At 67.6% G+C, this 22392-nt stretch carries 22 protein-coding genes and 1 tRNA gene; 6 read left to right on the top strand and 17 right to left on the bottom strand.

Going from position 1 to position 22392, the window contains the following annotated elements; all coding sequences use genetic code 11:
- Positions 1-2 precede the first annotated feature (2 nt).
- The 5 genes from eno to NMB40_RS05590 form a co-directional block, all read right to left on the bottom strand.
- Positions 3-1292, bottom strand: coding sequence for a phosphopyruvate hydratase (gene eno / locus NMB40_RS05610; RefSeq protein ID WP_494360416.1), 1290 nt, complete (start codon positions 1290-1292; stop codon positions 3-5).
- Positions 1293-1411: 119 nt separating this feature from the next.
- Positions 1412-1648, bottom strand: coding sequence for a hypothetical protein (locus NMB40_RS05605; protein ID WP_494360415.1), 237 nt, complete (start codon positions 1646-1648; stop codon positions 1412-1414).
- A 113-nt stretch (positions 1649-1761) separates the two neighbouring features.
- Positions 1762-3426 carry a CTP synthase gene (gene pyrG / locus NMB40_RS05600; RefSeq protein ID WP_494360414.1) on the bottom strand — a complete coding sequence of 555 codons (1665 nt, stop codon included), beginning with the start codon at positions 3424-3426 and terminating at the stop codon, positions 1762-1764.
- Positions 3423-3686, bottom strand: a complete 264-nt coding sequence (locus tag NMB40_RS05595; RefSeq protein ID WP_494360413.1) for a hypothetical protein — start codon at positions 3684-3686, stop codon at positions 3423-3425. Before NMB40_RS05595 ends, pyrG begins: the two co-directional genes overlap by 4 nt.
- A gap of 108 nt (positions 3687-3794) precedes the next feature.
- A complete protein-coding gene (locus tag NMB40_RS05590; RefSeq protein WP_282248426.1) occupies positions 3795-4037 on the bottom strand; it encodes a hypothetical protein in 243 nt (80 codons plus the stop codon).
- A gap of 163 nt (positions 4038-4200) precedes the next feature.
- Between NMB40_RS05590 and parE the strand changes: the two genes are divergently transcribed.
- On the top strand, positions 4201-6090 hold the full coding sequence (gene parE, locus NMB40_RS05585) for a DNA topoisomerase IV subunit B (protein ID WP_494360412.1): 1890 nt from the start codon (positions 4201-4203) through the stop codon (positions 6088-6090).
- 628 nt (positions 6091-6718) lie between these two features.
- Here the strand turns inward: parE and NMB40_RS05580 are convergent.
- Positions 6719-7840, bottom strand: a complete 1122-nt coding sequence (locus tag NMB40_RS05580; protein WP_282244982.1) for an inorganic phosphate transporter — start codon at positions 7838-7840, stop codon at positions 6719-6721.
- Between the two features lie 13 nt (positions 7841-7853).
- Positions 7854-8480 carry a DUF47 domain-containing protein gene (locus NMB40_RS05575; protein WP_282244983.1) on the bottom strand — a complete coding sequence of 209 codons (627 nt, stop codon included), beginning with the start codon at positions 8478-8480 and terminating at the stop codon, positions 7854-7856.
- Positions 8481-8761: 281 nt separating this feature from the next.
- On the opposite strand from NMB40_RS05575, the gene NMB40_RS05570 reads away from it, so the two are divergent.
- Together NMB40_RS05570 and NMB40_RS05565 are read left to right on the top strand one after the other, a co-directional pair.
- Positions 8762-10105 carry a hemolysin family protein gene (locus NMB40_RS05570; RefSeq protein WP_494360411.1) on the top strand — a complete coding sequence of 448 codons (1344 nt, stop codon included), beginning with the start codon at positions 8762-8764 and terminating at the stop codon, positions 10103-10105.
- Complete coding sequence (locus NMB40_RS05565; RefSeq protein ID WP_494360410.1) at positions 10089-10748, top strand: exopolysaccharide biosynthesis protein; 660 nt, start codon at positions 10089-10091, stop codon at positions 10746-10748. The genes NMB40_RS05570 and NMB40_RS05565 overlap by 17 nt, the downstream gene beginning before the upstream one ends.
- Here the strand turns inward: NMB40_RS05565 and NMB40_RS05560 are convergent.
- From NMB40_RS05560 to NMB40_RS05545, 4 genes are all read right to left on the bottom strand, one after another.
- Positions 10745-11245, bottom strand: coding sequence for a pyridoxamine 5'-phosphate oxidase family protein (locus tag NMB40_RS05560; RefSeq protein ID WP_282244988.1), 501 nt, complete (start codon positions 11243-11245; stop codon positions 10745-10747). The two genes, NMB40_RS05565 and NMB40_RS05560, sit on opposite strands and share 4 nt — an antisense overlap.
- A 123-nt stretch (positions 11246-11368) precedes the next feature.
- The gene (locus tag NMB40_RS05555) at positions 11369-12358 is read right to left on the bottom strand and encodes an LLM class flavin-dependent oxidoreductase (protein ID WP_494360409.1); all 990 of its coding nucleotides are present in this window, start codon (positions 12356-12358) and stop codon (positions 11369-11371) included.
- A 92-nt stretch (positions 12359-12450) separates the two neighbouring features.
- Complete coding sequence (locus NMB40_RS05550) at positions 12451-13197, bottom strand: sulfurtransferase (RefSeq protein WP_494360408.1); 747 nt, start codon at positions 13195-13197, stop codon at positions 12451-12453.
- A gap of 45 nt (positions 13198-13242) precedes the next feature.
- Positions 13243-13608 (bottom strand): DUF6164 family protein, encoded by a 366-nt coding sequence (locus NMB40_RS05545; RefSeq protein WP_494360407.1) that lies wholly within the window; start codon positions 13606-13608, stop codon positions 13243-13245.
- A gap of 63 nt (positions 13609-13671) precedes the next feature.
- On the opposite strand from NMB40_RS05545, the gene NMB40_RS05540 reads away from it, so the two are divergent.
- Complete coding sequence (locus tag NMB40_RS05540) at positions 13672-14112, top strand: FKBP-type peptidyl-prolyl cis-trans isomerase (protein WP_494360406.1); 441 nt, start codon at positions 13672-13674, stop codon at positions 14110-14112.
- Positions 14109-15359 (top strand): TIGR03862 family flavoprotein, encoded by a 1251-nt coding sequence (locus NMB40_RS05535; RefSeq protein ID WP_494361045.1) that lies wholly within the window; start codon positions 14109-14111, stop codon positions 15357-15359. Before NMB40_RS05540 ends, NMB40_RS05535 begins: the two co-directional genes overlap by 4 nt.
- Here NMB40_RS05535 and NMB40_RS05530 read toward each other — a convergent pair.
- From NMB40_RS05530 to NMB40_RS05510, 5 genes are all read right to left on the bottom strand, one after another.
- Positions 15356-16978 carry an FMN-binding glutamate synthase family protein gene (locus tag NMB40_RS05530; RefSeq protein WP_494360405.1) on the bottom strand — a complete coding sequence of 541 codons (1623 nt, stop codon included), beginning with the start codon at positions 16976-16978 and terminating at the stop codon, positions 15356-15358. The genes NMB40_RS05535 and NMB40_RS05530 overlap by 4 nt on opposite strands.
- 31 nt (positions 16979-17009) lie before the next feature.
- A complete protein-coding gene (locus NMB40_RS05525; RefSeq protein ID WP_494360404.1) occupies positions 17010-18293 on the bottom strand; it encodes a nucleotide sugar dehydrogenase in 1284 nt (427 codons plus the stop codon).
- Between the two features lie 286 nt (positions 18294-18579).
- Positions 18580-19035, bottom strand: coding sequence for a BLUF domain-containing protein (locus NMB40_RS05520; RefSeq protein ID WP_494360403.1), 456 nt, complete (start codon positions 19033-19035; stop codon positions 18580-18582).
- A 71-nt stretch (positions 19036-19106) separates the two neighbouring features.
- Positions 19107-20111: a TraB/GumN family protein gene (locus NMB40_RS05515; protein ID WP_494360402.1), complete on the bottom strand. Its 1005-nt coding sequence runs from the start codon at positions 20109-20111 to the stop codon at positions 19107-19109.
- 1 nt (position 20112) lies between these two features.
- The gene (locus NMB40_RS05510; RefSeq protein WP_494360401.1) at positions 20113-20805 is read right to left on the bottom strand and encodes a glutathione S-transferase family protein; all 693 of its coding nucleotides are present in this window, start codon (positions 20803-20805) and stop codon (positions 20113-20115) included.
- A 75-nt stretch (positions 20806-20880) separates the two neighbouring features.
- Here NMB40_RS05510 and NMB40_RS05505 point away from each other — a divergent pair.
- Positions 20881-20967 (top strand) — tRNA-Leu (locus tag NMB40_RS05505).
- 2 nt (positions 20968-20969) lie between these two features.
- Here the strand turns inward: NMB40_RS05505 and hemN are convergent.
- Positions 20970-22379 carry an oxygen-independent coproporphyrinogen III oxidase gene (gene hemN / locus NMB40_RS05500; RefSeq protein ID WP_494360400.1) on the bottom strand — a complete coding sequence of 470 codons (1410 nt, stop codon included), beginning with the start codon at positions 22377-22379 and terminating at the stop codon, positions 20970-20972.
- Positions 22380-22392 lie beyond the last annotated feature (13 nt).

The raw sequence follows: 22392 nt of genomic DNA, 5'->3' as shown, positions 1-22392 counted from the left end.
GATCAGCGCTTCAGCGAGACGAACGCGTCACGGCCGGCGTAACGCGCGCCGGCACCGAGGGCTTCCTCGATGCGCAGCAGCTGGTTGTACTTGGCCACGCGGTCGCTGCGGCACAGCGAGCCGGTCTTGATCTGGGTGGCGGTGGTGGCCACGGCGATGTCGGCGATGGTGGTGTCTTCGGTTTCGCCCGAACGGTGCGAGACCACGGCGGCGTAGTTGGCGTGGTGCGCCATCGCGATCGCTTCGAGGGTCTCGGTCAGGGTGCCGATCTGGTTGACCTTGATCAGGATCGCGTTGGCAGTGCCGGACTCGATGCCTTCCTTGAAGATCTTCGGGTTGGTCACGAACAGGTCGTCGCCGACCAGCTGCACCTTCTTGCCAATGCGGTCGGTGAGCAGCTTCCAGCCGGCCCAGTCGTTCTCGGCCAGGCCGTCTTCGATGGTGATGATCGGGTACTGGGCGGCCCAGTCCGCCAGGAAATCGACGAACTGCTCGGAGGTCAGGCGCTTGTTCTCGCTCACCAGGTTGTACTTGCCGTTCTCGTAGAACTCGCTGGAGGCCACGTCGAGGCCCAGCAGCACGTCTTCACCGGCGGTGTAACCGGCCTTGCCGATCGCTTCGAGGATGGTGTCGAGCGCTTCGACGTTGCTGCGGAAGTCCGGGGCGAAACCGCCTTCGTCGCCCACGGCCGTGCTCAGGCCATGGCCCTTGAGCACCGACTTCAGCGAATGGAAGATTTCGGTACCGGCGCGCAGGGCTTCGGAGAACGAGGTGAAGCCGACCGGCAGCACCATGAATTCCTGGAAGTCGACGTTGTTGTCGGCATGCGCGCCGCCGTTGATGATGTTCATCATCGGCACCGGCAGGCTCACGTCGGTGCTGCCCTTGGACAGGTACTGCCACAGCGCCTGCTTGTTGGCGGCAGCGGCGGCGTGGGCATTGGCCATGGACACGGCCAGCAGTGCGTTGGCACCCAGGCGGCCCTTGTTTTCGGTGCCATCCAGGTCGATCAGGCGACGGTCGAGGCCTTCCTGGTCGGCCGCGTCAAACCCCTTCAGCGCGGTGGCAATGGTGGTGTTGACGTTGTTGACGGCGTTGCGCACGCCCTTGCCCAGGTAACGGGTCTTGTCGCCATCGCGCAGCTCTACCGCTTCCTTGGTGCCGGTGGAGGCACCCGACGGCACGGCGGCACGGCCGAACGAACCGTCCTCCAGGGTGACTTCGGCTTCCAGCGTGGGATTGCCACGGCTGTCGAGGATTTCACGGGCGTGGATGCTGCGGATCGTGGTCATAGCGGGCCGGTTACCAGTCAGAAAGGGGGAACGCCAAAAAGCAGTGCGTCGAAAGGTGCCGCGTGATTATCCCCACCTGCCCCCCGCTTGCCAAATCCGCGCGCGGGAAGCGTTCGGGGCTACAGCAGCGATGGCAGCAGCAGCACCAGCAACAGCAGGCCCAGCAGGCCCAGCGCGGCGCCACCACCGGCCGGCTGGCGGCGCAGGCGCAGCGCCAGCACGCTGGCCAGCACGGTGCCCAGCGCGCAGGTTGCGCCCAGCGCCAGGGCCAGGTTGATGGGCGTGGCGACGGCCTGGATGGCATGGCTGCCGTCACCGGGCGAACCCACTGCGGAAAACACGAGCACCATCAGCACGAACGCGCAGCCCCAGCTGGCGATGGACAGGACCAGGGCAGCCCAGCCCCAAGGCCAGGCGCGCCAGTGACGGCGCTGGCGGCGCGCCAGCTGCGCCGCCCACGGATCCTGGCTCAGGCGCGTGCTTCCTGCAGCAGCGCGCCGCCGGCCTTGCGCTCACGCGCGGCACGGATGAAGCCGATGAACAGCGGGTGGCCTTCGCGCGGGGTGGACAGGAATTCCGGGTGCGCCTGGCAGGCCAGGAACCACGGGTGCTGGTCGCGCGGCAGCTCGATCACTTCCACCAGGGTGTCGTCCATCGACTTGCCGGCAATCACCAGGCCGGCGTCTTCCAGCTGGGTGCGGTAGCGGTTGTTGAATTCGTAGCGGTGGCGGTGGCGCTCGGACACCACGTCCTTGCCGTACAGCTCACGGGCCAGCGTGCCCGGCTTCAGGCGCTGTTCCTGCAGGCCCAGGCGCATGGTGCCGCCGAGGTCGCTGCGGTCGTCGCGCTTTTCGACATCGCCGGTGGCGGTACGCCATTCGGTGATCAGGCCGATCACCGGGTTGGGCGACTGGCGGTCATTCTCGGTGCTGTTGGCGCCGTCCAGGCCGACCACGTTGCGGGCGAAGTCGACCACCGCGGCCTGCATGCCGTAGCAGATGCCGAAATACGGCATCTGCTGTTCACGGGCGAACTGCGAGGTGAGCACCTTGCCTTCGAAACCGCGGTCGCCGAAGCCGCCGGGCACCAGGATGCCATCGACGTCCTTCAGCGCGGCCATGTCGGTGCCTTCCAGGTCCTGCGCTTCCAGCCACTTCAGGTTGACCTTGGTGCGCTGGCGCAGGCCGCCGTGCTTGAGCGCTTCGCCCACGGACTTGTAGGCGTCCTGGTGGTCGACGTACTTGCCGACCACGGCGATGGTGACCTCGTCCAGCGGGTGCAGGGTGGCGTCCACCGCCGCTTCCCACTCGTGCAGGTCGGCCGGGCCGGCCTTGTCGCCCAGCTTGAGCTGGTTGATCACGATTTCATCCAGGCCCTGCTCGTGCAGGCCCATCGGGATGCGGTAGAGCACGTCGACGTCGGGCACGCTGATCACCGCGCGCTCGGACACGTTGGTGAACTGGGCGATCTTGCGGCGCTCGGACTCGGGCACCGGCTGTTCGGAACGGCACAGCAGCACGTCGGGCTGGATGCCGATCGAGCGCAGTTCCTTGACCGAGTGCTGGGTCGGCTTGGTCTTCAGCTCACCGGCGGCGGCGATGTACGGCACCAGGGTGAGGTGCATGAACAGGGCCTTCTCCGGGCCGCGCTCGGTGCGCACCTGGCGGATGGCTTCCAGGAACGGCAGCGATTCGATGTCGCCCACGGTGCCGCCGATTTCCACCAGCGCCACGTCGAAGCCTTCGGTGGCTTCGTCCATGCAGCGGCGGATCTCGTCGGTGATGTGCGGGATCACCTGCACGGTGGCGCCCAGGTAGTCGCCGCGGCGCTCCTTGCGGATCACGTTCTCGTAGATGCGGCCGGTGGTGACCGAGTTCTTGCGGCTCAGGCGGGTGCGCACGAAGCGCTCGTAGTGGCCCAGGTCCAGGTCGGTCTCGGCGCCGTCGTCGGTGACATACACCTCGCCGTGCTGGAACGGGCTCATGGTGCCCGGGTCGACGTTGATGTACGGGTCGAGCTTCATCATCGTGACCTTCAGGCCACGGGCTTCGAGGATGGAGGCGAGCGAGGCGGCGGCAATGCCTTTGCCGAGCGAGGAAACCACGCCGCCGGTTACGAAGATCAAGGGAGTCATGGCTGGGGGTGTCCTGTCAGGAAGGGGGAAACGGCGCCGGCGCGCGGGGCGGCGGACGACGTGAAGGGGAAATCGGGGGTGGTCCGGGCGGCGGCGGCGGGGTGTTCACGCGCCAGGGCCGGGATCGAGGGAACGGTGACGTGGCGGCCGGTCGGCGAGGTCGGGGCGGCCGTGCCGGTCGCCGTTGGGACCGTCACCTCCTGCCTACCCTGCTGGCGGTCGCGCACGACCAGACCAGTCCATTCGCTGATGGATGACACGTACTGCTCCCGGAAAGCCATAGTTTACAGATTGAAGGCGTCCAGCCCAAGGGGCACGAACGAAGACGCCCCGGCAAGCCGGGGCGTCGGGGAAGCCGAAACGCTTGTTCAGCGCTTCTTCTTGGCCTCTTCTTCCTCTTCCTGCTGCGGCGCCTGCTGGCCCTTGGCCTTCATTTCGGCGGTGGCAGCCGCGCGGCGCTTGGCCTTGGCGTCGGCCTCGGACTGGGCCTTGGCCTCGGCCTGCTCGCCCTGCTGCGCGGTGGACTGGCCCTGTCCGGCGTTCTGCGCCATTGCCAGCGGCACGGCCACGACGGCGGCGGCAATGGCAACGATGGTCAGCAACTTCTTCATGGGGGGTCTCCTCGCATATGGCTGGGGATGGGGCGCCGGGGCTCCGGTTTTCCCATCGCCTACAGTCTATCGCGGGGTTGTCGGCCGCCCCCTGAACGTGCGGCGTGCAAAAAACCCCGCCACACCGCAAACTTCGCCGTCGCTTTGCGCTTTATGAAGACAGATGAATACCCGCTATAACGCCGCCGATATTGAAGTCCTGTCCGGCCTGGACCCGGTCAAGCGCCGCCCGGGCATGTATACCGACACCGCGCGCCCGAACCACCTGGCGCAGGAAGTGATCGACAACGCCGTGGACGAAGCGCTGGCCGGGCATGCCCGGACGGTGGAGGTCACCCTGTACAAGGACGGCAGCTGCGAGGTCACCGATGACGGTCGCGGCATGCCGGTGGACATCCACCCGGAGGAGAAGGTCCCCGGCGTGGAGCTGATCCTGACCCGGCTGCATGCGGGCGGCAAGTTCAACAACAAGAACTACACCTTCTCCGGCGGCCTGCATGGCGTGGGCGTGAGCGTGGTCAATGCGCTGTCGACGCTGGTGGAAGTGCATATCCGCCGCGACGGCAGCGAGCACCGCATCACCTTCCGCAACGGCGACCGCGCCACGCCGCTGGAAGTGGTCGGCAGCGTGGGCAAGAAGAACACCGGTACGCGGGTACGCTTCTGGGCCGACCCGAAGTACTTCGATACGCCCAAGTACAACCTGCGGGCGCTGCGCCACCTGCTGCGCGCCAAGGCGGTGCTGTGCCCGGGCCTGACCGTGAAGCTGCGCGACGAGGCCACCGACGAGCAGGACACCTGGTACTTCGAGGACGGGCTGAGCGATTACCTGAAGGCCGAGCTGGGCGATCGCGAAATGCTGCCGGCCGAGCTGTTCGTTGGCCAGCTGAAGAAGGACACCGAGGTGGTGGACTGGGCGGTGGCCTGGCTGCCGGAAGGCGAGCTGGTCCAGGAAAGCTACGTCAACCTGATTCCGACCGCGCAGCACGGTACCCACGCCAACGGCCTGCGCACGGGCCTGACCGAGGCACTGCGCGAGTTCTGCGATTTCCGCAACCTGCTGCCGCGCGGGGTGAAGCTGGCCCCGGAAGACGTGTGGGACCGGGTGTCGTTCGTGCTGTCGTTGAAGATGACCGACCCGCAGTTCAGCGGGCAGACCAAGGAACGGCTGTCGTCGCGCCAGGCGGCGGGCTTCGTGGAGGGCGCGGCACATGACGCCTTCAGCCTGCTGTTGAACCAGAACGTGGCGTTGGGCGAGCAGATCGCGCAGCTGGCGATCGAGCGCGCCAGTGCGCGCCTGAAGACCGAAAAGCTGGTGGTGCGCAAGAAGGTCACGCAGGGCCCTGCCCTGCCGGGCAAGCTGGCGGACTGCATCAGCCAGGACCTGTCGCGCACGGAGCTGTTCCTGGTGGAAGGCGATTCGGCGGGCGGCAGTGCCAAGCAGGCGCGTGACAAGGACTTCCAGGCGATCATGCCGCTGCGCGGCAAGATCCTGAACACCTGGGAAGTGTCGTCGGGGAGCGTGCTGGCGTCAGAAGAAGTGCACAACCTGGCGATCGCGATCGGCTGCGACCCGGGCAAGGAAGACATCAGCGGGCTGCGTTACGGCAAGGTGGTGATCCTGGCCGACGCCGACTCGGACGGCCTGCATATCGCCACGCTGCTGACGGCGCTGTTCCTGAAGCACTTCCCGTCGCTGGTGGATGCGGGCCACGTATTCGTGGCGATGCCGCCGCTGTTCCGCGTGGACGTGGGCAAGCAGGTGTTCTACGCGCTGGACGAGGAAGAAAAGCGTTCGCTGCTGGACAAGATCGAGCGCGAGAAGATCAAGGGCCAGGTCAACGTGACCCGCTTCAAGGGCCTGGGCGAAATGAACCCGAACCAGTTGCGCGAGTCGACCATCCACCCCGACACGCGCCGCCTGGTGCAGTTGACGGTGGACGACGGCGAGCAGACCAGCGCGCTGATGGACATGCTGCTGGCCAAGAAGCGCGCGGGCGACCGCAAGCAGTGGCTGGAGAACAAGGGCGACCTGGCTTCGCTTGAAGTCTGATTGCTGATGAAAAATCCCGCTTCGGCGGGATTTTTTTTGGCCCTCGCGGGTGGCAGGCGATGCCGTAGTGCCGGGCCCTGCCCGGCAGCTTCATGCATCTGGGCGAACAGCCTTTGGCCCGCGCAGGGCCTGAGCTGGGCCGGCGGGTGCGGGTTTGCGGGACACGCCGTTAATCCATCCATGGAGGCTTGGCAAAAACATCCATGTTTTTGACAGTCCCGCAAACCCGCCCCCGCCGACCCTCGACGGTGTGTTGGTGGCCACGGGAGATCAACGGCGGTGCCGATCATTTTCATGCGTTACCGGTCACGGTGGCGTTCCGTGCCGTCGTTCGGGAACCGACGCTACCGACCCCAGTACCCGCCGCGTAGAGCCACGCCCTGCGTGGATGCCGTTCCCATCCGCCAACGACCATCTGTCGGGGGCGGCCGGCGGGCAGCCCCCGTAGGGACTGTCAAAAACATGGATGTTTTTGCCAAGCCTACATGGATGTATTTACGGCGTGTCCCGTAGGGGGCTGCCCGACGGCCGCCCCACTCGCAGCGATGGAAACGCTGCTCTCTGCGCAGAACCAAACCAACAAAAAACCCGGCCGAAGCCGGGTTTTTCGCGTTCCAGACCAGAACCATCAGGTCCAGCCGAACAGCTCGAACAGCTTCAGGATCAGGTAGGCGCAGCCGCCGGCCGCCGGGATGGTGAGGATCCAGGCCCAGACGATGCGCTCGATCACGCCGAAGCGCAGCGAACGGGGGTTCTTGGCGTAGCCCACGCCCATGATGGCGGTGGAGATGCTGTGGGTGGTCGACACCGGCATGCCGAAGTGCGCGGCCAGGGTCAGGATCGTGGCCGAGCTGGTTTCAGCGGCGAAGCCGTGGATCGGGTGCAGCTTGACCATCTTGTGGCCCAGCGTCTTGATGATCTTCCAGCCGCCCGAGGCGGTGCCGGCGGCCATCACCACCGCGCAGGTCAGCACGATCCACATGGCGATGCCGTCACCGGCGTGCGCGTCCGGGTGCATGAAGGCCAGCCAGGACGGCAGGTCGTTCAGTGCGCCGGTCGCTTCGGCGCCGATCAGGGTCATGGCGATGATGCCCATGGTCTTCTGCGCGTCGTTGTGGCCGTGGGCAAAGCCCATGTAGGCCGCCGAGACGATCTGGGCCTTGCCGAAGAACGCGTTGACGATGCGCGGGCGGGCCAGGCGGCCCAGCCAGCCACCGGCCTTGGCCATGGCCGCGATGATCGCCCACAGCAGCAGCATCACTACGATGCCGAGCAGGAAGCCGGCGATCGGCGAGGTGATCATCGGCAGGAACACCTTCCACAGCAGGCCCTTGTTCTGCGCCCAGGTGCCGATGCGTTCGGACCAGATCAGCGCGTCCCAGTTGTTGTGGGCCGCGGCCAGGCCGGCGCCGCACAGGCCACCGATCAGCGCGTGCGAGGACGATGACGGCAGGCCCTTCCACCAGGTGATCAGGTTCCAGATGATGCCGCCCAGCAGCGCGCACAGGATCACCTGCGGGGTCACGTCGACCACGCCGGTGTTGAGCAGGCCCGAGGCGATGGTCAGCGCCACGGCGGTGCCGGTCAGGGCGCCGATGAGGTTCATGAAGGCGGCGAGCATCACCGCCCAGCCGGGCGAGAGCACCTTGGTCGCCACCACGGTGGCGATGGAGTTGGCGGTGTCGTGGAAGCCGTTGATGAACTCGAAGACGAGCGCGGCCAGGATCACCACCAGAACGAGGGTCAGCATGCTGTGGCGTCCGTCAGCTGTTCTTCAGCACGATCTGGTACGCCACCACACCGGCCTCGCGGCAACGGTCGATGGCCTTTTCCAGGATCTCGAAGAATTCCTTGAGCAGGAACATCTGCAGGTTGTCCAGGCGGCCGGAGTAGATGTCGCGGTACAGCTCGAGCATCAGGCGGTCGGCTTCGTTCTCCAGCGCGCGCAGCTTCTCGTTGAGCCCGGTCATCTTGTCCAGGTTCATGTTGCGCAGGTCGTGGACCATCTCGACGACCACGCTGGCGGCCTGCTCGAGCATCGCCGCGCGCGGCGCGAAATCGATGTGTTCCAGGTGCTTGGTGGCCAGCGAGTAGCGGTCGGCGAACTTCTCGACCTGCTTGGGGATCTTGTACAGCGCCGAACCCAGCGCTTCGATGTCTTCGCGCTCGATCGGGGTCATGAAGCTGTCCACCAGCGCCTGGCTGATCTTGTCCGAGGCGGCGCGTTCGCGCAGGCGGGCCAGCTTGAAGGCGTCGAGCGCCGGCTGCCGGTCGGCGTCGCGCAGCATCGAATGCAGCGCCTTGGCGCTGTCGTGGGCGGCCTGGGCAGCCTCGTCCAGCAGGGTGTAGAACTGTTTGCCGGAGCCGAAAATGGTCTGCAGAGAGAACATTGAGAAACCTATTCGCCGTCGAGGAAGGACGGCACCGGGCGGAATTATGACGGTTTGATGTCCAATCCGGGTACTCCCGTCATCTTCACGCCGTCTCCGGGCCACCTGAACGACCCTGTTTGCACCCCTCCCCCCGGCTTTTGTTAAGATGCGCGGGCACCTTCGGGTGCACTCTATGGACGACGACCCTTATCCCCCGCCGCGCCCGCCAGGCTTGACCTGGCCCGGTAGCCGCCCGCGCTTGAACACGCCCTCCCTGCCACCAACCGGGGACGACGCCCGTGTTTGAACTTCTTATTGTCCTCGCCCTGATCCTGCTCAACGGCTTCTTCGCCATGTCCGAAATGTCGGTCATGACCTCGCGCAAGAGCCGGCTCAAGCAGATGGCCGCCACCAGCAAGCGGGCCCAGCGGGCGCTGGAACTGTCCGAGAAGCCCGAAAGCTTCCTGTCCACGGTGCAGATCGGCATCACCCTGATCGGCATCCTGACCGGTGTTTACGGCGGCGATGCCATCGGCAGCGCCATTGCCCAGCACCTGCAGGGCATGTTCCCGGCACTGTCGGCCAATTTCCCGCTGTTCAACGATCCGCAGCCGTGGTCGGAGGTGATCGGCAAGACCCTCGCCGTGGCCCTGATCACCTTCCTGACGCTGATCTTCGGCGAACTGGTGCCCAAACGCCTTGCAATCACCCGTTCGGAGGACATCGCCGGACTGATCGCGCTGCCCATGAGCGGCCTGGCCCGCATCGCCTTCCCCTTCGTGTGGCTGCTTTCGCATACCACCCGCCTGGTGCTGCGTCTGCTGGGGCTGGGCAAGGACCAGGCGGCCAGCGTGACGGAAGAAGAGATCCGCATGCTGGTGGCCGAAAGCCACGAGGCCGGCGTGATCGACGCGCACGAGCGCGACATGATGAACCGCGTGATGCGCCTGGGCGACCGTACCGCCGACAGCCTGATGACCCCGCGCAACCGGATTGCCTGGCTGGATACCCAGGCCGATGTGGAGAAGAACCTGGCCGCCATGCGCGAGCATGAGTTCTCGCGCTACCCGGTGTTCCGCGGCAACGACCAGGACATCGTCGGCGTGCTCGAGGTCAAGAGCCTGGTCACCCGCCTGGTGCGCGATGAGCACTCGCTGTTCCAGCAGTTGCGTGAACCGCTGTATGTCTCCGAATCCACCCATGCGATGAAACTGCTGGAGATCTTCCGCGAGGAACAGCAGTCGATGGCGCTGGTGGTGGACGAGTACGGCGAGATCCAGGGCCTGGTGACCATCAGCGACCTGATGGGCGCGGTGGTCGGCCGCATGCAGTCGGTGGAGAACGTCGACGAGGACGCGCTGGTGGTGACCCGCGAAGACGGCTCGCTGCTGGTAGATGGCTCGCTGTCGATCGAAGACCTGCGCGAACTGATGGGCAATGCCGAACTGCCCGATGCCGAGGACGGCGACTACTACACGCTGGCCGGCATGTGCATCCACTACTTCGGCCGCATCCCGCATGCCGGGGAGTACTTCGACTGGGCCGGCTGGCGGATCGAGATCGTCGACCTGGACGGCGCGCGCGTGGACAAGCTGCTGCTGCGCACGCTGGCCGAAGAGGAGACCGATGAACTTACCGGCTGATCCGTCCCCGGCGCCGGACCAGAGCCGGCCGGAATACCAGAACGAAGGCATCCGTACGCTGCTGGCGATGTTTGACCACGGCGATCCCGACGAACGCCTGCGCCTGGGGCAGATCCTGCAGGGCCTTCAGCAGAGCGCGTTCGGGGTGTTCCTGTTCATCGCGATCCTGCCGTCGTTCATTCCGGTGCCCGGGCTGGGGGGCGCCGTGAGCGGGCCGCTGGTAATCCTGATCGGCGTGCAGATGCTGTGCGGCATGCGGCGGCCGTGGCTGCCGGGCTTCATCGCCAACCGCGGGCCGCGTCGCGGCACGATGCATAAATTCCTGGGGAAGATCGACGGCGCGCTGCGCCGCCTGGATCGCATGCTCAAGCCGCGTCGCGCGGCCTTCCTGGTGCCGTTGCCGGCGCATGCGTTCACCGGGCTGTTGCTGGTGCTGACCGGCGTGCTGTTGTCGCTGCCGATCCCGTTCACCAACTATCTGTTCGGGTTCCAGCTGCTGTTGTTCTCGCTGGCGCTGCTGGAGCGCGATGGCACCCTGATGCTGGTCAACTGGATCGCCGCGATTGCCGCGGTGCTGTTCTTCAGCTTCAGCTCCGGCCAGGTGGTGCACTACCTGACCGAGCTGTTCCAGCGCTGGTTCTAACGCAGGTCCACCACCCCGTTGTCGGACAATGCACTGGGGTCGTCGCTCACCGCGGACAACACGAAACTCAGCGCCTTGCCAAGCAGCGTGCCCGGGCCGTCCCAGTACTCGGCCGATTCGGCACGCACGTGGATCAGGCGCAGGTTCGGATCGTCCTTGCCGCCCGGGAAGAACAGCTTCATCGGCGGCGACCACAGTTCCTCCACCTTGGCGCGGTCGTCGACGATACGCGCGATGCCCGCCACCGAAACGTAGGTGTTTTTCGACTGCGAGGCGTAGGCCACGTTGACGCGCGGGTTGAGCGCGATCTCGGCCACCTTGGGGCTGTCGGCGGCGGTGGCGAACCACAGGTCGCCGTCGAATTCGACTTCCTGGGTGCCCAGCGGGCGACTGTACAGGCGTCCGTCCACGCCGGTGGTGGTGAACATGGCGATGTCCACGTCGCGGATCAGTTCGGCCAGCTGTTCGATGTGCTGCTGGCGATCATGGTCGGCCATGCGGTGACTCCTGCAATAAGGAGCTCCATCACACCGGATCGAGGGAAATGGCGACGTGAACCGGACGGTCACGTCGCCTTCGCGCCGGGAATGCGCCAGCCACGCAGGGCGTGGCTCTACCTATCAGCGCGTCACCGATTTCCACGCTTGCATCGCCAACCCGAACGAACGCTTGCGCGCCCCGTGGTCGTAGATGTTGGCGGTGAGCAGCAGCTCGTCGGGCTTGTGGCGCGCGGCGAACGCGGCCATGCCCTCGCTGACCTGGCGCTGGTCGCCCACCACCGCGCAGGCCAGCGCGTTCTGCACGCCGATCTTCTCGTGCGGCTGCCAGAACGCTTCGATATCGTCGATCGGCGGCGGAATCAGGCCCGGCAGGCCACGGCGCAGGTTGACGAAGCTCTGCTGCTGGGTAGTGAACAGGCGCTTGGCCTCGGCTTCGGATTCGGCCGCCACCACGTTCAGGCCCAACACCGCGTACGGCGCGGTGAGGTACTGCGAGGCGCGGAACTCGCGGCGGTAGACCGCCAGCGCTTCGTCCATCGCATCGGGCGCGAAGTGCGAGGCAAAGGCGAACGGCAGGCCCATGGCCGCCGCCAGGCGTGCACTGAACAGGCTGGAGCCGAGCAGCCACACCGGCACCGGGATGCCCGCGCCGGGGACCGCGCGCACCGCCTGGCCGGGCTGCGCCGGCTCGAAGTAGTGCAGCAGCTCGCGCACGTCCTGCGGGAACTGGTCGGCACTGTCGAAGTAGCGGCGCAGCGCGCGTGCGGTCGGCTGGTCGGTGCCCGGCGCGCGGCCGAGGCCGAGGTCGATGCGGTCCGGGTACAGCGAGGCCAGCGTGCCGAACTGTTCGGCCACCTGCAGCGGCGAGTGGTTGGGCAGCATGATGCCGCCGGCGCCGACGCGGATGCGCTGGGTGCCGCCGGCCACGTGGCCGATCAGCACCGCGGTGGCGGCGCTGGCGATGCCGGGCATGTTGTGGTGCTCGGCCAGCCAGTAGCGGTGGAAGCCCCAGCCTTCGGCGTGCTGGGCCAGGTCCAGCATGTTGGCGAAGGCCTGGGTGGTGTCGCTGCCCTCGCAGACCGGGGCCAGATCAAGAATCGACAGTTGCATGGACGCGTTCCATCAAAGGTTATCCCTCGTTGATGGGGGCGGCCGTGTGCGGACACCATGGCCGCTGGCGGGATGGTGATTCCTGCGCGATATCAATCGGCGGCCTGGTCAACCAGCGGCTTCAGCCCGGCATCCAGCGCCACGCGCTCGTCGAAGACGAAACAGCGGCCGTCATAGCCTTCGCCGCCCACGGCCTCGAAATAGCCGAGGATGCCGCCGTCGAGCTGCAGCACGTTGTCCATGCCGTCGTTGCGCATCCACAGCGCGGCCTTTTCGCAGCGGATGCCACCGGTGCAGAAGCTGACCACGGTGCTGTCGCGCAGTGCCTCGCGGTGCGGGGCCAGCGCCTCGGGCAGGTCGGTGAACTTGGTGATCGGCAGCACCAGCGCGTCGTGGAAGGTGCCGTACTCGATTTCCTGTGTGTTGCGGGTATCGAGCATCACCACGGGCTTGCCGGCGTCGTCATGGCCCTGGCGCAGCCAGCGCTGCACCGTGGCCGGATCGACCGAGGGCGCGCGCGGGTAGGCCAGCGGCTGGCCGTCGTCGATGCGGAAGCTGATGATCTCCGGCTTGACCTTGGCCTTGAGCCGGGCGAACGGCTGCATCTGGCTGTAGCTTGTCTTCACCCGCAGCCCGTCGAAGCGCGGGTCGGCGCGCAGCGCGGCATAGAAGCCCTCGATACCGGCCTCAGGGCCGGCCAGGAACAGGTTGATGCCCTCGCCCGCCACCAGCACGGTGCCGCGCAGCTCGCCGGCCTCGGCACGCGCCAGCAAGGTGGCGCACAGCGCCTCCGGGTCGGCGATCGGGGTGAAATGGTAGGCGGCGGTATTGGCGATCATGCGCCCATTTTACCCGCGGCCCGCCCTGGCCGCCCAACCGGGCGTTCAGCCGCGCAGCAGCACGAACGGCAGCAGTACCAGCGCGGCGGCCACCAGCATGCCGGCCAGCACCGCCACCACGAACAGCGGGCGGCGCCGCAGCAGCGTGCTGAACGTTTCGGCGCTGCCATCGGCCAGCGCGGCCTGGCGTTCGGCGCGGACCCGCTCGCCGCGCGCCTGCTGGTACTCGGCCATCAGGGCCTTGGCCCGGGGCTGGTCGGCATCGTCGCGGATCCAGATACCGCCAAAGGAGATCCCCCACGGGCTGGGTTCGGTGCGGTAATGGGCGATGCCCTCCCGGTCCAGCAGCGCGATCACATCCTGGATTTCATCGTCCGCGACATTGCGCAGGTTGAGCAGCAGTTTCGACATGCGCCCATGATAGCGCCCGGCGATGCGCTACCCTTGCGTCCCATTTTCCATCCGGTGCCGCCCATGCGTGCTCTGCCGAAGTTCCTGCTCGTTCCCGCGCTGCTGTCGCTGCTGGCCGCCTGCACCCCGCCCGGCCCGCCGCCGGGCGGCAGCATCGCCACCTTCGAGAAGATCGACACCCAGCCGGGCACCGGTGCCGAGGCGACCCCGGGCAGCACCATCGTGGTCCACTACACCGGCTGGGTGTACGACGAAAAGGCCGCCGACAAGCACGGCGCCAAGTTCGACAGCTCGGTCGACCGCGGCGAGCCGTTCAGCTTCGGGCTGGGCCAGGGCCGGGTGATCAAGGGCTGGGATGAAGGCTTTGCCGGCATGAAGGTCGGCGGCAAGCGCACCCTGATGATTCCGGCCGACTACGGCTACGGTGTCTCCGGCGCCGGCCCGATCCCGCCGAACGCCTCGCTGGTGTTCGATGTCGAGCTGCTCGACGTCAAGCCGCGCTGAGCCGCATGAGCACTCCCGTCCTCCCTGCGCGACGCGTGGCGATCATCGGCGGCGGCCCGGCCGGGCTGATGGCGGCCGAGACCGTGCGCGCCGCCGGCCACGCCGTGGGCCTGTATGAGGCCAAGGGCTCGCCCGGGCGCAAGTTCCTGATCGCGGGCAAGGGCGGCTTGAACCTGACCCATTCCGATCCGCAGGACGTGTTCGTGGCCCGCTACCGCGAGCGTGCGGCCGAGGTCGGCGCGTGGCTGGCCGGTTTCGACGGCCCCGCGCTGCGTGAGTGGGCCGCGGGCTTTGGCGTGGAAACCTACGTCGGCACCTCCGGGCGGGTGTTCCCGGTCGACCGCAAGGCCGCCCCGCTGCTGCGCGGCTGGGTGCGCCGGCTGAAGGAACAGGGCGTGCGCTTCCACGTGCAGCATCGCTGGAGCGGATGGCAGGACGGCGCGCTGCGCTTCGACACACCGGATGGCGTTGCCACGGTGCAGGCCGATGCGGTGGTATTGGCAATGGGTGGTGGCAGCTGGCCCGAGCTGGGCTCGGACGGCGCATGGGTGGCACCGCTGGCCGCGCGCGGCATCGACATCGCGCCGCTCAAGCCGGCCAACTGCGGTTTCGACATCGACTGGACGCCCTACTTCCGCGACCGCCAGGCCGGTGCCCCGCTGAAGCCGGTGGTCGCGCATTGGACGGGCCTCGATGGCCGCGAACACACGCAGCAGGGCGAATGCGTGATCACGGCCAACGGCATTGAAGGCAGCCTCATCTACGCGCTCGCCGCGGACCTGCGCGACACCCTGGCGCGCGATGGCCAGGTGCAGCTGCAGCTGGACCTGTTGCCCGGGCAGACCGAAGCGCAGCTGCTGGACAAGCTGCACAAGCCACGCCAAGGCCGCAGCTTCGGCGAACACCTGCGCCGCCAGCTCGGCCTGGGCGGGGTGAAATCGGCGCTGTTGTTTGAAGTGCTGGGCAAGGATGCCGGCCAGCTGCCGGCAGAGACCATCGCCGCCGCGTTGAAGCGGCTCACGCTGTCGCCGCTGCGCCCGCGGCCGCTCGACGAAGTGATCAGCACCGCCGGCGGCGTGCGGCTGGAAGCACTGGATGCGGCGCTGATGTTGCGCGACGTTCCTGGCACGTTCTGCGCCGGCGAGATGCTGGATTGGGAAGCCCCCACCGGCGGCTACCTGTTGACCGCATGTTTCGCCAGCGGGTTGCGGGCCGGGCGCGGCGTCGTCGAATACCTCGCGCGCTAGCGCGATTTGCTGTTGCGCAACGCCTGGATGCGCGCGGGCGGCTGGAACGAGTCGCTGCGCGCATCCGCCCAGAAGTCGTGGAAGACCGCGTGGTCCGGCACCCGGCGCAGCAGTTCGCCGGGGGTGAGGTAGCGGTACAGCGAGGCCAGCGAGCGGATCTCCACCGGCGAGACGCGGCGCACGATGTGTTCCGGCCCCAGCTCGGCCGGATGCTGCAGGCCGGCCGCACACAGCAGGTCACGCAGCGCACGCAGGGTGTTCTCGTGGTAGTTGTGCACGCGGGTGGCCTTGTCGGCCGGATCCAGGTGCCGCCAGCGGCTCGGGTTCTGGGTGGCGATCCCGGTCGGGCAGCGGTCGCTGTGGCAGCTGAGCGACTGGATGCAGCCCAAGGCGAACATGAAGCCCCGTCCGGCGTTGCACCAGTCCGCGCCCAGCGCGATGGTGCGCGCGATCTCGAACGCACTGCTGACCTTGCCCGCCGCGCCGACCCGGATGCGGTCGCGCAGGTCCAGGCCGACCAGCGTGTTGTGCACCAGCAGCAGCGCTTCATGCATCGGCACGCCGACATGGTCGATGAACTCGGCCGGCGCCGCACCGGTGCCGCCTTCGGCACCGTCGACCACGATGAAATCCGGCAGCAGGCCGGTCTCCTGCATCGCCTTGGCGATGCCGAACCATTCCCACGGATGGCCGATGGCCAGCTTGAAGCCCACCGGCTTGCCACCGGACAGCTCGCGCAGGCGCGCCACGAACTGCAGCAGTTCCACCGGGGTGTTGAACGCCGAATGCTTCGACGGCGACACGCAGTCCACGCCCATCGGCACGCCACGCGTGGCCGAGATCTCGGCGCTGACCTTGGCCGCCGGCAACACCCCGCCGTGGCCGGGCTTGGCGCCCTGCGACAGCTTGATCTCGATCATCTTCACCTGGTCGGTGTTGGCGTTGGCGACGAAGCGTTCTTCGCTGAAACCGCCGTGCTCATCGCGGCAGCCGAAATAGCCGGAGCCGATTTCCCAGACCAGGTCGCCCCCCATCTCGCGGTGGTAGGGCGAAATCGAGCCTTCGCCGGTGTCATGGTAGAAACCGCCGCGGCGCGCGCCTTCGTTGAGCGCACGGATCGCGTTGGCCGACAGCGAGCCGAAGCTCATGGCCGAGACGTTGAACACACTGGCCGAATACGGCTTGGCGCAGTTGGGCCCGATCAGCACGCGGAAGTCGTGGTCGGCCACTTCGGTCGGCGCCAGCGAATGGTTGATCCATTCGTAGTCCACCGCGTAGGTGCTGCGCAGCGTGCCGAACGGCACCACGTCCATTTCATTCTTGGAGCGCTGGTAGATCAGCGCGCGTTGCTGGCGCGAGAACGGCACGTCCTCCAGATCGCTCTGCACGAAGTACTGGCGGATTTCCGGGCCGATGGATTCCAGCCCGTAGCGGAAGTGCGCCATGACCGGGTAGTTCCGGCGCAGCGTGCTGCGCTTCTGCAGCAGGTCCCAGGTGCCCAGGATGACCATCGCCGCACTGATGCCCACGCCCCAATACCAGGCGGCCCAGTACTCGGCCAGGTACAGCGAGACCGGGAGCAGCAGGATGGCGAGCACGTAGACCAGGTAACGATGCATGGCTTTCCTCGATCAACAACTGCAGTCGAGTTTACAGACGGTCGTCGACCACGTCCCGTGGCCAGACCGACTTCACGTCGTAGACGATCCCATCCGGCGCCAGCAGCGCCCGGATCCGTGCCGTGTCCATCGTGCGGAAACGATCGTGCGCCACCGCCAGCACCACCGCGTCGTAGCCCTGCGGGTCGGGCTGCTCCACCCACTGCACGCCACTGCCTTCCAGCGTGGCCGGGCCGACCCAGGGATCCTGCACATGCACCTGCGCGCCGCTGGCCTGCAGGGCCTGGGCCAGTTCCAGCGCACGGCTGTTGCGCAGGTCCGGGCAGTTTTCCTTGAAGGTCACCCCCAGCACCAGCACGCGTGCGCCCTGCCCGGCCTTGCCGCGGCCGGCCAGCAGTGCCAGCACGCGCTGGGCCACGTGCGCGCCGACGCGGTTGTTGACCTGCCGCGCGGTGTGGATCAGGTCCGGGTGGTAGCCCACGCTTTCGGATTTGTGCAGCAGGTAGTACGGATCCACGCCGATGCAGTGGCCACCGACCAGGCCGGGGCGGAACGGCAGGAAGTTCCATTTGCTGCCGGCGGCGTCGAGTACATCCTGGGTGTCGATGCCGAGCCGGTCGAAGATCAGCGCCAGCTCGTTGACCAGCGCGATGTTGACGTCGCGCTGGATGTTCTCGATTACCTTGGCCGCTTCGGCCACGCGGATCGACGGCGCCGGCCAGGTGCCGGCGGTGATGATGCGCGCGTACAGCGCGTCGACGAGCGCGGCGATCTCCGGGGTGGAACCGGAGGTGATCTTGCGGATGTCGGGCAGGCGCCGCTGGCGGTCGCCCGGGTTGATCCGTTCCGGGCTGTAGCCGCAGTGGAAGTCCTGGTTGAAACGCAGCCCCGAGCCGGCTTCCAGCAACGGTACGCAGACCTCTTCGGTGGTGCCGGGGTAGACGGTGGATTCGTAGATCACCAGGTCGCCGGGCTTGAGCACGCTGCCGATCAGGATGCTGGCATCGCGCAGCGGGCCGAGGTCCGGCTGTTCGTGCGCGTCGATCGGGGTGGGCACGGTCACGATGTAGACGGTGCACGCGGCCAGGTCGGCAGGGTCGACGCTGTAGCGCGCGTGCACCGCAGCGGCGAGTTCGTCCGCCGACATTTCCAGGGTGTGGTCGTGGCCCTGCTGGAGTTCGGCCACGCGCGCGTGGTCGATGTCGTAGCCGATCGTGGGCAGCTGCGCCCCGAACGCCACCGTCAACGGCAGGCCGACATACCCCAGCCCGATCACGCCGATGCGCGCCTGTGCGGCGCGGTCCGCCGCCGTCATCCGGCCAGCCTCGCAGGCGCGCGCAGGCGCGGCAACAGGAATGCAGGGGGACGATCGATCATGCGGGGCACCACCAGGGAACAGATGCGACAAGCCTAACGCGGCCGGCGCTGCGCCACAAAGAACAAAGCCGCCGCCCGCGGAGAGTACGGACGACGGCCAACAAGTGGTCCAGCTGCGGTTACTTCCCTTTCAGACAACCCCGGGGGCATACCCCGGACCGGTCACAGCTGGTAGGCACATGGTAAGGACCGACCTGTGATCTTTGTGTTACGAACACCGGGGATCAGGACCCCAGCGTCACCGCCGCCGGTTCGAGCTCGCCGGACACGCCGGTCCACACTTCGAGCAGGCGCGCGAAACCGATCCGGCGCTGGCCCTCCACCGGTGCGGCGGCGGAGAATCCGTTCCAGTCCACGTCCACGATGGCGTCCATCACCTCCGGTTCGATCCGCGCCGAGGCCATCGTCCAACGCGGGAAGTGACGGGTGGCCACGTCCCCCCGCGCGAGTTCGCGCATGCGCTGGTGGCTGCGCGCGTTGATCACGCGCTGCTCGACCGGGGCCACGCCATCGTCGGGGCCTTCGATGTACTGCAGGAAGCGGAGGCCGTCGAACATCAACACGCCGGTGACGCCGGCCACCCGGTTGAAGCCCGATGCTTCAACGAGGATGCGGTCGATGTCGGCGCCATCGATACCCTCCACTGCTTCGCTCACATAGGCGAACGCCCGCAACGCCATATGCACCCCCCGGTGAAGTCCACATGACTATGCCATGAAGGCTGCGGGGGGGATAGGCGACGACGCGCGGCTCAGGGCGATTCCACGCTGTAGCCGGCCTGGCGCAGGCGCTCGAGGTAGCCGCCGGGTTCGGCCAGGGCATGCACCGACACGGTGGCGAAGGTCACCGGGTGCCTGGCCAGTGACTCCCGCGCTGCGGCCATCCACTTGTCGGCCGAGCGTCCATCCAGGTCCGCCATGCCACGGCGGCGACCCAGCTCGCTGCTGGCGATGGCACCGACGCAGGCGTCGTACTGGCTCTTCAGGGCCAGCTGCTGCAGGGCGTCGATATCGCCCACCGCCCATGCGTTGGCGCGCTCGACCAGCAGGGGCAGCTGGTGTTCCACCACGTCCAGGGTGCGCTGCAGGCAATCCACGTCCTGCAGGGGGCTGGCCCGCACTTCCTTCAGCGCGGCGCGCGGATCGTCGACCTTGATCACCACGCGGGTCACCACCGGGGTCAGGCCGCGCGCCTTGTACGCCTTTTCCAGCAGCTTGCCGATGCTGGAGCGCGGGCTGAGCCCGACCTCGTCAAGGGCCGCCACATACAGGCGGGTGGCGGCCACCAGCGGACGGTCCTTCTCCACCCCGTTGCCGCGGCCCAGGTAGCGCGTTTTGAGCGGCTGCCAGCGGGCATACAGCGCCGGTGGCAGGATCTCCTGCAGGCGCCGGCCCTGCGGGTCGTGCTGTGCCTTCATGGCCGAGGGCAGCAGGGTCAGCCGGCTGAAAAAGCCGACATCGGCATCCAGCGTCCAGCCCGGCGGCCCCAGCACCGCATCGGCGCTGGCGATCACCGCGTTGACCTCGTCGGCGCGCCAGTCCAGCTTGGCCGGCAGCGGCGATACCGTGCCCAGGATCCACAGCGCGTGGCCCTGCGCATTGGTGACCCGCCACATGCCCGGCCCGGGCTGCACGCCGGAGACCACTACCGGCGCCAGGTCGACCACCTCGGGCGGTGCCTGCTGCGCCCTGCACTCGGGCACGCCCGCCCAGGCCAGCCACACCAGCATCGCGCCTGCCGCCGCCATCTTCGCCATGTCAGCCCCGATCCGGTGCCTGCCGGTAGGGTTCTTCAAACGGGCGGAAATCGTGTTCGTCCAGCGCCGCCGCGATCCACGCCTGCACGCCCGGCAGTGCCCGCACCTGCTGCATGTACGCGGCCACGCGCGGCGACACCGGCACGGCATAGGTGTGCAGGCGCATCACCACCGGCGCGAAGAACGCATCGGCGATGCTGAAGCGATCAAACAGCAGCGGACCCTCGTGGCGCGCCAGCAACCGTTCCCAGAGAGCCAGCAGGCGCTGCAGGTCGGCCACCACGTCCGGCTGCTCGCGCAGCACCCGCGCCCCGACCTCGGGAAGCTGCGCTTCGATGTTCATGGGAAAGTGCGAGCGCAGCGCGCCGAATCCGCTGTGCATCGCGGCGGTCGCGCTGCGGGCCAGCGCACGTTCGCTGCGATCCTGCGGCCACAGCACCCGTTCCGGAAAACGCTCGGCCAGGTATTCGGCGATGGCCAGCGAATCCCAGACGACCAGCGCGCCATCGACCAGCACCGGCACGGTCCCCGAGGGCGACAAGGCTTCCGCGCTGCGCTTGAACTGCGAGTCCGGGTCGAAGCTGTCAAAGCGCAGCACGACCTCCTCGAAGGGAATGCCGGCCTGGGTCATCAGCACCCACGGCCGCATCGACCACGAGGAGTAGTTCTTGTTGCCGATGTGCAGTTTCAGCATATGCAGAATGGCCCGGAGCAGGAAAGCCTGATGCTAGCGCCCTGCTGGATTCCGCTACAATCCCTCCGCAGCGCCGCCCGGATGGCGAAACTGGTAGACGCATCGGACTTAAAATCCGCCGGGGGCAACCCCATGCCGGTTCGATTCCGGCTCCGGGCACCACCTCAGATCGCCCGCGAATAGCGCACCGGCTGTTCGGGCTTGGCCAGGTAACGGTCAAAGCACATCGCCAGCAGGCGCAGCAGCGGACGCCCACGCGCGGTGGCACGCACCACGCCGTCGCGGTACTCGGCCAGGCCATCGGCCTCCAGCGCCGTCAGCGCGGTGAGCGCATCGGCGAAGTACTGGTCGAAATCGACACCGTAGCGTGCGGCCAGCGCGCGACCATCCACTTCGCCCTGGCACATCAGCTGGTTGATCAGCGCGGCGCGCAGCGTATCGTCCGCATCCAGGGTGAGCCCCCGCCACACCGGCAGGCGCCCGGCATCCACCGCCGTTTCCCAGCCCGGCAACTCGCGCGGGTTCTGGCTGTAGCTGTTGCCGATGCGGCTGATCGCGCTGGCGCCCAGCCCGACCAGGTCGGTCTGCGCGTGGGTGGTGTAGCCCATGAAGTTGCGGTGCAGCTGGCCGGCGCGCTGGGCGCGGGAGAGGTTTTCATCCGGCAGCGCGAAGTGGTCCATGCCGATGTACTGGTATCCGGCCAGCGACAGCCGACGCACCGCCAGGCCCAGCAGGGCCAGCTTCTGTTCCGGGCTGGGCAGCGCGGCATCGGGGATCTGCCGCTGCGCCTTGAACAGGTTCGGCAGGTGCGCATAGCCATAGATCGCCAACCGGTCGGGGCGTTCGCGCAGCACCGTTTCCAGGGTGCGCGCGAAGCCTTCCAGGGTCTGGTGCGGCAGGCCGTAGATCAGGTCCACGTTGACCGAGCGCAGGCCATGCTCGCGGCAGGCACGCAGTACCTCCAGCGTGGCCTCCACGCCCTGCTCGCGGTTGATCGCACGCTGCACCACCGGGTCGAAATCCTGGATGCCCAGGCTTGCCCGGTTGAAGCCCAGCGCGCCCAGCACGGCGATGTCGTCGCGGGTGACAAAGCGCGGATCCAGCTCGATCGAGAAATCGCGGCTGGCCGAGGTGCTGAACGAAAAGCGCTGGCGCAGGCCGTCGATCAGCTCGCGCATCTGGGCGGCGGCCAGGAAGTTCGGGGTGCCACCGCCAAGGTGCAGCTGCACCACCTCGCGCGCGGCATCGAACAGCGGCGCGATCAGGTCGGCTTCGCTGAGCACGCGCGCGACATACGCCACGCCCTTGCCATGGTCGCGGGTGATCACCCGGTTGCAGCCGCAGTAGAAGCACGGGCTGCTGCAGTACGGCACATGCACGTACAACGACAGCGGCAGCGCCTCCACGTTGCTGGCCGCGATCGCGGCGCGCAGGCCGTGCTCGCCGAAGCCGTCGTGGAAATGCGGCGCCGTGGGATAGGAGGTATAGCGCGGGCCGGGCCGGTCGTGGCGGCGCAGCAGGTCCGGATCGAAATGCCAGGCAAGCCCGGCGGCGGCAGGCGAAAGAGTATCCATGGCGCCAGCGTGC

The sequence above is a fragment of the Stenotrophomonas sp. FBCC-B152 genome (assembly GCF_059134105.1).
The sequence above is the reverse complement of the archived record's forward strand: the minus strand, read 5'-3'. Positions and strand labels throughout refer to the sequence as shown.

Excerpts from the sequence above, each read along its gene's own strand:
- eno (WP_494360416.1), bottom strand. The coding sequence starts at position 1,292 with ATGACCACGATCCGCAGCATCCACGCCCGTGAAATCCTCGACAGCCGT.
- pyrG (WP_494360414.1), bottom strand. The coding sequence starts at position 3,426 with ATGACTCCCTTGATCTTCGTAACCGGCGGCGTGGTTTCCTCGCTCGGC.
- NMB40_RS05590 (WP_282248426.1), bottom strand. The coding sequence starts at position 4,037 with ATGAAGAAGTTGCTGACCATCGTTGCCATTGCCGCCGCCGTCGTGGCC.
- parE (WP_494360412.1), top strand. The coding sequence starts at position 4,201 with ATGAATACCCGCTATAACGCCGCCGATATTGAAGTCCTGTCCGGCCTG.
- NMB40_RS05580 (WP_282244982.1), bottom strand. The coding sequence starts at position 7,840 with ATGCTGACCCTCGTTCTGGTGGTGATCCTGGCCGCGCTCGTCTTCGAG.
- NMB40_RS05575 (WP_282244983.1), bottom strand. The coding sequence starts at position 8,480 with ATGTTCTCTCTGCAGACCATTTTCGGCTCCGGCAAACAGTTCTACACC.
- NMB40_RS05565 (WP_494360410.1), top strand. The coding sequence starts at position 10,089 with ATGAACTTACCGGCTGATCCGTCCCCGGCGCCGGACCAGAGCCGGCCG.
- NMB40_RS05560 (WP_282244988.1), bottom strand. The coding sequence starts at position 11,245 with ATGGCCGACCATGATCGCCAGCAGCACATCGAACAGCTGGCCGAACTG.
- NMB40_RS05555 (WP_494360409.1), bottom strand. The coding sequence starts at position 12,358 with ATGCAACTGTCGATTCTTGATCTGGCCCCGGTCTGCGAGGGCAGCGAC.
- NMB40_RS05550 (WP_494360408.1), bottom strand. The coding sequence starts at position 13,197 with ATGATCGCCAATACCGCCGCCTACCATTTCACCCCGATCGCCGACCCG.
- NMB40_RS05545 (WP_494360407.1), bottom strand. The coding sequence starts at position 13,608 with ATGTCGAAACTGCTGCTCAACCTGCGCAATGTCGCGGACGATGAAATC.
- NMB40_RS05540 (WP_494360406.1), top strand. The coding sequence starts at position 13,672 with ATGCGTGCTCTGCCGAAGTTCCTGCTCGTTCCCGCGCTGCTGTCGCTG.
- NMB40_RS05530 (WP_494360405.1), bottom strand. The coding sequence starts at position 16,978 with ATGCATCGTTACCTGGTCTACGTGCTCGCCATCCTGCTGCTCCCGGTC.
- NMB40_RS05525 (WP_494360404.1), bottom strand. The coding sequence starts at position 18,293 with ATGACGGCGGCGGACCGCGCCGCACAGGCGCGCATCGGCGTGATCGGG.
- NMB40_RS05520 (WP_494360403.1), bottom strand. The coding sequence starts at position 19,035 with ATGGCGTTGCGGGCGTTCGCCTATGTGAGCGAAGCAGTGGAGGGTATC.
- NMB40_RS05515 (WP_494360402.1), bottom strand. The coding sequence starts at position 20,111 with ATGGCGAAGATGGCGGCGGCAGGCGCGATGCTGGTGTGGCTGGCCTGG.
- NMB40_RS05510 (WP_494360401.1), bottom strand. The coding sequence starts at position 20,805 with ATGCTGAAACTGCACATCGGCAACAAGAACTACTCCTCGTGGTCGATG.
- hemN (WP_494360400.1), bottom strand. The coding sequence starts at position 22,379 with ATGGATACTCTTTCGCCTGCCGCCGCCGGGCTTGCCTGGCATTTCGAT.